Origin of the sequence: Mycobacterium persicum (genome assembly GCF_002086915.1) — a bacterium.
Taxonomy (GTDB): Bacteria; Actinomycetota; Actinomycetes; order Mycobacteriales; family Mycobacteriaceae; genus Mycobacterium; species Mycobacterium persicum.
On sequence record NZ_MWQA01000001.1, the window covers coordinates 538324 to 546682 of the forward strand.

Genomic DNA, 8359 nt, shown 5'->3' on the forward strand with positions numbered 1-8359 from the left:
GCGCCACCAACGCCCACTCGGCGCCCAGAACACACGCTCACCGCCCCTACCGCCGACGATTGTCCGGCGGCTTACCACCACGCTCGCCGGATGGCACCAAGCAGGACGGGTGCCAGCTCTTTGCGGCACATCAATAAGTCGGGCAAGTAGGGGTCGAGTTGGTTGTACTGCAGCGGCGAGCCGTCCAGCCGTGATGCGTGCATGCCCGCGGCGAGCACCACGCCTGCCGGCGCCGCCGAATCCCATTCCCATTGGCCCCCTGCGTGCAAGTACGCGTCGGCGTAGCCGTCGATCACGGCCATTGCCTTTGCACCCGCCGAGCCGATCCGCACCAATTCGATAGCCACCGTCTGCCGCATGTAATGCAGGATCGCCGGCGGCCGGGTAGCGCTGACGGCGACTCTGATGACGTCTGGAATGCCGGCAGGCGCGGCGTCGGCGGTCACAGTGTCGCTGCGGTACACGGCGTTCCCTCGGGCCGGCAATGAAACCGCCGCGTCGGTGATCTGCGGTCTGCCATCGGCGGTGCGCTGCCACAAGGCGACATGAACCGCCCAGTCGTCGCGGCCGCGCGTCGAAAATTCGCGAGTACCGTCCAGCGGGTCGACGATCCACACCCGGTCGGACCGCAGCCGCATCAAGTCGTCGTGGGCTTCCTCGCTGAGCACTGCGTCACCTGGCCGCTCCTCCCGCAAGCGGCGCAGCAGTAGCGAGTTCGCGCGGGCGTCACCGGCCTCGCCGAGCGCCCACGGGTAATCGAAACCGATCTCCTCGCGCACGGCAAGCAATAGCTCACCGGCCTCCGCGGCGAGGCCAGCGGCCAGTGCGGCGTCGGTCAGGTCGGCACGCTGGTTATCGGCGGCCGGGCTCATCGGATCAGTATCGCCGAATGCATGGTGGCCAATCGCATGCCCTAGAACGCCGGCCATGGAATCGGACGATGACGGTTGGGTCCGGGCATCACCGGACTGTCCAGCAGCGCACGCACCCGCCGGCGCAGCGCCGCGATCTCGGCGCTGGTGACGTGATCACGCAGCGCATCGACAAGCGGTCCGGCGAGGGCATCGGCGAGCCCGGCCACCGCCTCGAGCGTCTGGTCGTCGATCGGCTTGCCCGCCCACCCCCACAGCACGGTGCGCAACTTGTCCTGGACATGCATGCACACGCCGTGGTCGACGCCGTACACCCAGCCGTCGACACCACACAAGATATGGCCGCCCTTACGGTCGGCGTTGTTGACCAGGACGTCGAACACCGCCATCCGCCGCAACCGGTCGTCGTCGGCGTGCATCAGCACGACCTCGTCGCCGGCATAGTCGTAGGCGCGCAGCACGGGCAGATACCCCGGCTGCGGTTTGCGGGTGGGAAACAGGTCCACCAAATCCGGCCCGGAACGCGCATCGGCGCCCAACGAGTCACCAGGTTGCCGCACCCACAGCTGCAACATGCCCGGTCCCGCCGGTCCGTCACGAATGACGGTGTAGGGCACGATGTTCCAGCCCAGCCACGCCGACACCAGATAGGCGCTGAGTTCGCGGCCGGCCAACGTCCCGTCGGGAAAGTCCCATAGCGGCTGCTCACCCGCCACCGGCTTGTAGACGCAATGGACGGTCGTGTCGCCCAGCGTGGACTCACACAGAAATGTCGCGTTGCTCGCCGAGCGGATGCGGCCCAAGACCGTCAGCTCGCCGTCGCGCAACACCTCACCCTCGTCATTGCTCGGGTTCATCGTCAGACCCGAACAACAGGTCGCGCCGGTACCCGTTGGTCCGTGCGCAGATGTGTCCCTGCGGATCCAACGGTTCCTGACACAGCGGGCACGGCGGACGACCCGCGGAGATGACACGGTTGGACCTGGTAGCGAACTGCCGTGCCGACTCCGGCGTCAGGAACACCCGTACGGCGTCGGGGCCCTCGTCGGTGTCGTCGAGCACCACCGAGGCATCGAACTCCGCGTCGGTGACGGCCAACAGCTCCACGACCACCGTCTGGGCCTCGGAATCCCATCCCAGCCCCATCGTCCCGACCCGAAACTCGGCGTCCACCGGCATGATCAACGGATTCAGGTCCTCGACCTCGGCGGGCTCCGGGGGCACCGGCGTACCGAAGCGGCGGTTCACCTCCAGCAGCAGCGCGCCGATGCGTTCGGCCAGCACCGCGACTTGCTGCTTCTCCAGCACCACCGAGACCACCCGGTCGTCATGAGCCGCCTGGATGTAGAACGTGCGGTTTCCGGGCTGGCCAACGGTCCCGGCGACGAAGCGGTCGGGTGTGCGGAATACGTGAATAGCGCGGGCCATGGCACCTCCAAAATACCGTGCAGACGCCGCCGGATCGACCGGGCCGGCGGAGGCCGATCGTGCTAATCGGTGGAACCGCCGATCACCGCCTCGCCGGATGGCACCTGCCTGTCCGACTCCGTCGCCTGCTCGTTGCCAGGCTCCCTTGTGGGCGGAGGCGCCGCACGCAGCCCCGCCGACAACCGCGCCCCGGTGTGGTTGACGTGCAGCACGAAGGGTCGTAATTCGGTGTAGCGGACCACACTTGCCGACGCGGGGTCGGCGGTGATCCGTTGAAAGCTATCCAGATGCATCCCGTAGGCGTCGGCGATCACCGCCTTGATGACGTCCCCATGGGTGCAGGCCAGCCATAACACGTCGCCCTCGGATTCCAGGGCCAGCCGCCGGTCGTGCTCGCGGATCGCGGCAACCGCGCGGGCCTGCACCTGCGCCAGCCCCTCCCCACCCGGAAACACCGCCGCACTGGGATGCGCCTGAACCACCCGCCACAACGGCTCATTGGTCAGGTCGCCGATATTGCGGCCGGTCCATTCGCCGTAGTCGACCTCGGCGAGCCGGTCATCGATGAGCGGCTCCAGACACAGCGCATCAGCCAACGGTTCGACGGTGCTGCGGCACCGCAGCATCGGCGACGACACCACCGCGCGGACCGGCAAGTCACCGAGCCGATCGATCAGGGCCGCCGCCTGCTCTCGCCCCTTGTCGTCGAGGTCGACGCCTTCGGACCTGCCGGCCAGGATGCCCGCCGTGTTCGAGGTGGAACGGCCATGACGCAACAGGATGACCGTCACGTCGCGGCCACCGTCCCGGTTGCCAGCAACACAAGCACTGCTCCGCCGGCCAAGATCCGATAACCCACGAACCAATACATGTTGTGCCGCAACAGGAAATGCAGGAACCACGCCACCGCGGACAGGCCGACCACGAACGCGATCAGGGTCGCCACCAGCAGCTGCGGCCCGGTCGCGCTCATCCCTTCGGTCACCGGGTGGAAGGCGTCCGGTAGCGAGAACAAACCGGAGGCGAACACCGCGGGGATGGCCAGTAGAAAGCCGAATCGGGCGGCCAACTCGCGGTCGAGCCCCAAAAACAGGCCCGCGCTGATGGTCGACCCGGACCGCGAGACGCCCGGGACCAACGCCAGGGTTTGGGCGACGCCGACCACCACGGCATCGCGCCAGTTCAGTTGCTCGACGTGACGACGCTGGCGACCCAGGCATTCGGCGAGTGCGATCACCCCCGAGAACACCACCATTGCCGTCGCCACCACCCACAGGTTGCGGACCCCGGAGCGGATCTCGTCTTTGAAGAACAAGCCCAGAATGCAGATCGGGATGGTCCCGATGATGACGTACCAGCCCAGTCGATAGTCGGCGTTGCGATGCGACTTGACCACCAGACCGTCTACCCAGGCCCGCAGAATGCGCACGATATCGCGCGCGAAATACACCAGGACGGCGGCTTCGGTGCCCAACTGGGTGACCGCGGTGAACGAGGCGCCGGCGTCGTCGTCGAAGAAGATCCGCGACATGATCGCCAGATGCCCCGAGGACGACACCGGCAGGAACTCGGTCAAGCCCTGCACCACCGCCAATGAAATGACTTGCCACCAGGACATCGCCGCAACCGCAGACACGACGACGACCGTACCTGGTACGGCACACGGGTACCGGGTGCGACTAGCGCGAAACGGGTGCCGCCTGGGCGACCGCATCACGCACCGCGGCGGCCAGGCTGCGCTCGTCGGTGACATCGATATCGACCAGACTGCGAACCGACCGCGCGACGACGTCTTCGGCCTGCGGGACGGGCGCGGTCAAGCGCGGCCGGTAGATTTCGACGATGAGCGACCGGTGTTCGATGTGGAAGGAAAAACTGCGTCCGTCGCCGACCTGTCCATAGCCGCTGGCGAAGATGCCCGTCGACATGTCTTCGATAGCAAACTGTTTGTTTGCAACATGCCGGTCAGCAGTGACGGTCATGCCGCGACAATACCTCTCCAGACCTCTCTAGCACCGCTTTTCGTGGGCAACATGACGAGATCGGACGCGACATGGATAGTCGAAATTCCTTGAGATGTGGGACCCAGGCTCGACGTTCGGAGGACTAGGCAGTTGCTGACAGCTACTAAGCAAGCAGCTCAACGCTGCCTTTGGGCCGCTGCCGCTTTGCTGACATTGGTGACGGCTTGTTCGTCGAATCCGCTGCAAACCGCGCCGCCGACGATCCCGCCTGCGCAGCCTGCCGTGTCTCCGCCGGTTTCCCAGGAGCCGGCGGGGGTGATTCGGCCGTTGAGCGGCCATCCACAGGCGGCGCTGTATGACAACGGCACGCGTCGGCTGGCGGTTCTTACCCCGGGCGCCGATCCGTCCGCGCCATCGGGCATCACCGTGTTCGACGATGCGCGGAATCCGCCGCGCGTGATCAGCCTGCCCGGGCCCGCGACCGCGGTGACCTGCGACAACCGCGGCACCGCCTACCTGGCCACCCGGGGTGGTTACTTCGTGGTCGACCTGTCCGCCGGCCGCATCACGCAGGTCAGCGTCGCAGACGCCGCGGGCACCGAGTTCACCGCGATCGCGCGGCGCGCCGACGGCAAGCTGGTGCTGGGCAGCGCCGACGGCGCGGTCTACATCCTGGATTCCACGAACTCCGGCACTGCCCGGACAGCCAACCGGATCAAGATCTTTGCGCGCGTGGATTCCCTTGTGACACAAGGAAATATCGCTGCGGTCTTGGATCGCGGCCAGACGTCGGTGACGACGGTCGGCGCCGACGGTCGCGTCCAGCAGGCACTGCGCGCCGGAGAGGGCGCCACTACCCTGGCCGCCGATCCGCTGGGCCGGGTACTGGTCGCCGACACTCGCGGCGGCCAACTGCTGGTATACGGTATCGACCCGCTGATCCTGCGCCAGGCCTACCCCGTGCCGCAGGCCCCGTATGGGCTGGTCGGCTCCCGCGAGCTGGCCTGGGTATCCCAAACCGCGTCCAACGTCGTCATTGGTTACGATCTGTCCACCGGAATACCCGTGGAAAAGGTGCGTTACCCAACTGTGCAGCAACCCAACTCGCTGGCCTTCGACGATGCGTCGGGCACCTTGTACGTGGTGTCGGGGTCGGGCGCCGGGGTCCAGGTCATCGACCATGCGGCGGGTGCCGCGTGAAAGGCCGGCCCGCGCCGAGACGGAGCCGGCTGCCCGCGGGCTGGGATACTGACATGTCGGACGAATATGAGTGGGCGCCGTTACGCCTGCCGCCGGAAGTGACCAGGCTGAGCGCGTCCACCCGGTTGTCCATCGAGGCCGAGTACCGCGGCTGGGAGCTGACACGGGTGCGGCTCTATACCGACGGCAGCAGACGGGTGTTGTTGCGCCGCAAGAAGTCTCGACTGGACAATGCGTCGTCCGACCAGCCGGAACCGTGACGGTCGGCGACCGGCGCCACGGTTGGATCTACGGCCTGGTGCGGCGGCTGCTGTTCCTCCTTCAGCCCGAGCGTGCCCACACATTCGTCTTCGCCGTGCTACGTGCCGTCACCGCCGTCGCGCCGGCACGCCGGGTGCTGAGCCGATGCCTGGGCCCGACGGATCCAGTACTGGCCAGCACCGTGTTCGGGGTGCGCTTTCCCGGACCGCTGGGGCTGGCCGCGGGTTTCGACAAGGACGGCACCGGGCTGGACACCTGGGCCGCGATGGGATTCGGCTATGCCGAGGTGGGAACCGTCACCGCGCATCCGCAACCCGGAAACCCGCCGCCGCGCATGTTCCGGCTGCCCGCCGACCACGCGCTGCTCAATCGGATGGGATTCAACAACCACGGCGCCGGAGCGCTCGCGATTCGGCTCACCCGGCATCGACCCCGGGTGCCGATCGGGGTCAACATCGGCAAGAGCAAGACGACGCCCGCCGGCGAAGCGGTTGACGACTACCGGGCCAGTGCCCGACTGGTCGGCCCGCTGGCCTCCTACCTTGTGGTCAACGTCAGTTCGCCGAACACACCTGGGCTGCGGGATTTGCAGGCGGTGGAGTCACTTCGACCCATCCTGGCCGCCGTGCTGGCCGAAACCTCGACTCCGGTGCTGGTCAAGATCGCGCCGGATCTCGCCGACTCCGACATCGACGACATTGCGGACCTGGCGGTCGAGTTGGGTGTTGCCGGGATCGTCGCGACCAACACCACGGTGTCGCGGGACGGCCTGGCGACCCCCGGAGTCGACGAGCTGGGCGCCGGCGGTATTTCCGGACCGCCGGTGGCACGCCGCGCCACCGAGGTGCTGCGCCGGCTCTACGACCGGGTCGGCGATCGCCTGGTGTTGATCAGCGTGGGCGGTATCGAGACCGCCGACGACGCATGGGAGCGCATCACCGCGGGCGCGTCGCTGCTGCAGGGCTATACCGGGTTCATCTACGGCGGGGCCTTGTGGGCCAAGCACATTCACGACGGGATTGCCCGCCGGCTGCATGACGGCGGGTTCGCCTCGCTGGGTGAGGCGGTGGGCTCGGCCGTTCGGAAGGTCGAGAAACCGCCCGGTTAGGCCTGGTAGCCGCGAGCGGTGCAAACTGCCGTGGCCCGGCCACCCGCCGGGGGTGATTAGAAGGGTGATCGGGCGGGAGCACCGGCTCCGCCGGTGCCGGCGGAGCCGCCACCGCCACCCGCCCCGCCCGCGGAACCCAGCGGCGCCGCGCCCGGGCTTCCGCCGCCGCCACTGGTGCCGACGCTACCGAATCCGCCACCGCCGTCACCGCCGGTGCCGCCGTTGCCGCCGGTGCCACCGGTGCCGCCGGTACCGCCGATGCCGAATACTGCATTGCCGCCCGCTCCGCCCGTGCCACCGATAGCGGCATCGCCGCCTTTGCCGCCGGCGCCCGCGCTGTTCTTGGTGCCGTTTCCGAACCCGCCGTGGCCACCGGTGCCGCCACTGCCACCGGTCCCGCCGATGCCGCCGTTGCCGGCGTTGCCGATGCCGTTGGAGGCGCCGGCCCCGCCTTGACCGCCGGCGCCCGCGGTGCCGCCGGTACCGCCGCTGCCGCCGGTGCCGCTGACGCTGCCGGAGCCGCCGGTGCCGCCGGTACCGCCGGCCCCGCCTTGACCGCCGATGCCGCCGGTGCCGCCGCCGTCTCCGCCGACCCCGCCGGTTCCGGCGGCGCCGCCGCTGCCGCCCCGACCACCGGCTGCGCCGTTAGCGGTGGTGCTGCTGGTGTTGTTGCCGCCGGCGCCGCCAACACCGCCCTGGCCACCGGCGCCTCCGGTGCCGCCTTGGCCCCCGCCGACGCCGCCGATGATGCCCGCGCCGCCGTCACCGCCCTGACCACCTCTGCCGCCGGCGCCGCCCTGGCCGCCGGCAGTCGGTGAAGGGTTGGACGTGCCGGCTTGGCCAATGCCGCCGTTGCCGCCCGTCCCGCCGATTCCGCCTTTGCCGCCGGTGCCGACCGCGCCGGCGGCGCCGCCGTCGATTCCGGAGCCGGCAGCTCCGGCGACGCCACCCGTGCCGCCCTTGCCGCCGTCGGCGCCGCCCGCATTGATCCCCGTTCCGGTGTTGTTGCCGCCTGCGCCGCCGGCGCCGCCTTGGCCGCCAACGCCGCCCTGGCCCCCTTGACCGCCGCCGACTCCCCCGATGCCCGCGCCGCCGTCACCGCCCTGGCCGCCGGCGCCGCCACGGCCACCCTGGCCGCCTGCGGTGGGGGAGGTCCCGGAGGCGCCGGCTTGGCCGGTGCCCCCGTTACCGCCGGTGCCGCCGGTGCCGCCCTTGCCGCCGGTGCCGATCGCCCCGGCCGCCCCGCCATCGGTTCCCGAGCCGCCAGCTCCGGCGGCTCCGCCGGTGCCGCCTTTGCCACCATTGGCGCCCGCTGCGTTGATCCCGGTACCCGTGCTGGTGCCGCCGGCGCCGCCGACGCCGCCGTTGCCACCGACCCCGCCGTTGCCTCCTTGACCACCGCCGACCCCACCGACGCCGGCGCCGCTCCGAACGTGCCCGGTCATTCCTGAGCGGCCTACTGGTGGGGCTCGGCGTCCTGATGGTGGTATGTCTGACCGCGCTGTGCAATCCGCACACCGGGCAAC

10 protein-coding genes and 1 pseudogene are annotated in these 8359 nt (G+C 69.4%); 4 read left to right on the plus strand and 7 right to left on the minus strand.

What is annotated here, in order from left to right; genetic code table 11:
• Positions 1 to 71: 71 nt before the first annotated feature.
• The 6 genes from B4U45_RS02385 to B4U45_RS02410 form a co-directional block, all read right to left on the minus strand.
• On the minus strand, positions 72 to 872 hold the full coding sequence (locus tag B4U45_RS02385) for a 3'(2'),5'-bisphosphate nucleotidase CysQ (protein WP_075547436.1): 801 nt from the start codon (positions 870 to 872) through the stop codon (positions 72 to 74).
• 41 nt (positions 873 to 913) lie between these two features.
• Positions 914 to 1729 carry an SCO1664 family protein gene (locus tag B4U45_RS02390; RefSeq protein WP_075547403.1) on the minus strand — a complete coding sequence of 272 codons (816 nt, stop codon included), beginning with the start codon at positions 1727 to 1729 and terminating at the stop codon, positions 914 to 916.
• On the minus strand, positions 1713 to 2300 hold the full coding sequence (locus B4U45_RS02395) for a DUF3090 domain-containing protein (protein ID WP_023364713.1): 588 nt from the start codon (positions 2298 to 2300) through the stop codon (positions 1713 to 1715). Before B4U45_RS02395 ends, B4U45_RS02390 begins: the two co-directional genes overlap by 17 nt.
• Before the next feature lie 62 nt (positions 2301 to 2362).
• A complete protein-coding gene (locus tag B4U45_RS02400) occupies positions 2363 to 3091 on the minus strand; it encodes a histidine phosphatase family protein (RefSeq protein ID WP_075547402.1) in 729 nt (242 codons plus the stop codon).
• A complete protein-coding gene (locus tag B4U45_RS02405; RefSeq protein WP_122511443.1) occupies positions 3088 to 3918 on the minus strand; it encodes an undecaprenyl-diphosphate phosphatase in 831 nt (276 codons plus the stop codon). Before B4U45_RS02405 ends, B4U45_RS02400 begins: the two co-directional genes overlap by 4 nt.
• Positions 3919 to 3979: 61 nt before the next feature.
• Positions 3980 to 4282, minus strand: a complete 303-nt coding sequence (locus B4U45_RS02410; RefSeq protein WP_075547400.1) for a hypothetical protein — start codon at positions 4280 to 4282, stop codon at positions 3980 to 3982.
• Between the two features lie 132 nt (positions 4283 to 4414).
• Between B4U45_RS02410 and B4U45_RS02415 the strand changes: the two genes are divergently transcribed.
• Genes B4U45_RS02415 through B4U45_RS02425 form a run of 3 tightly spaced genes read left to right on the plus strand, consistent with a single transcriptional unit; the run spans position 4415 to position 6833 of the window.
• Complete coding sequence (locus tag B4U45_RS02415; RefSeq protein ID WP_183155011.1) at positions 4415 to 5464, plus strand: YncE family protein; 1050 nt, start codon at positions 4415 to 4417, stop codon at positions 5462 to 5464.
• Positions 5465 to 5517: 53 nt separating this feature from the next.
• Positions 5518 to 5724, plus strand: a complete 207-nt coding sequence (locus B4U45_RS02420) for a DUF5703 family protein (protein ID WP_042311690.1) — start codon at positions 5518 to 5520, stop codon at positions 5722 to 5724.
• Positions 5725 to 5750: 26 nt separating this feature from the next.
• On the plus strand, positions 5751 to 6833 hold the full coding sequence (locus tag B4U45_RS02425; RefSeq protein WP_075547434.1) for a quinone-dependent dihydroorotate dehydrogenase: 1083 nt from the start codon (positions 5751 to 5753) through the stop codon (positions 6831 to 6833).
• 56 nt (positions 6834 to 6889) lie between these two features.
• Here the strand turns inward: B4U45_RS02425 and B4U45_RS02430 are convergent, their stop codons facing one another.
• Complete coding sequence (locus tag B4U45_RS02430) at positions 6890 to 8278, minus strand: hypothetical protein (protein WP_219859304.1); 1389 nt, start codon at positions 8276 to 8278, stop codon at positions 6890 to 6892.
• On the opposite strand from B4U45_RS02430, the pseudogene B4U45_RS30250 reads away from it, so the two are divergent.
• Positions 8257 to 8359: pseudogene (locus tag B4U45_RS30250) on the plus strand (hypothetical protein); the annotation flags it as partial. The gene B4U45_RS02430 and the pseudogene B4U45_RS30250 overlap by 22 nt on opposite strands.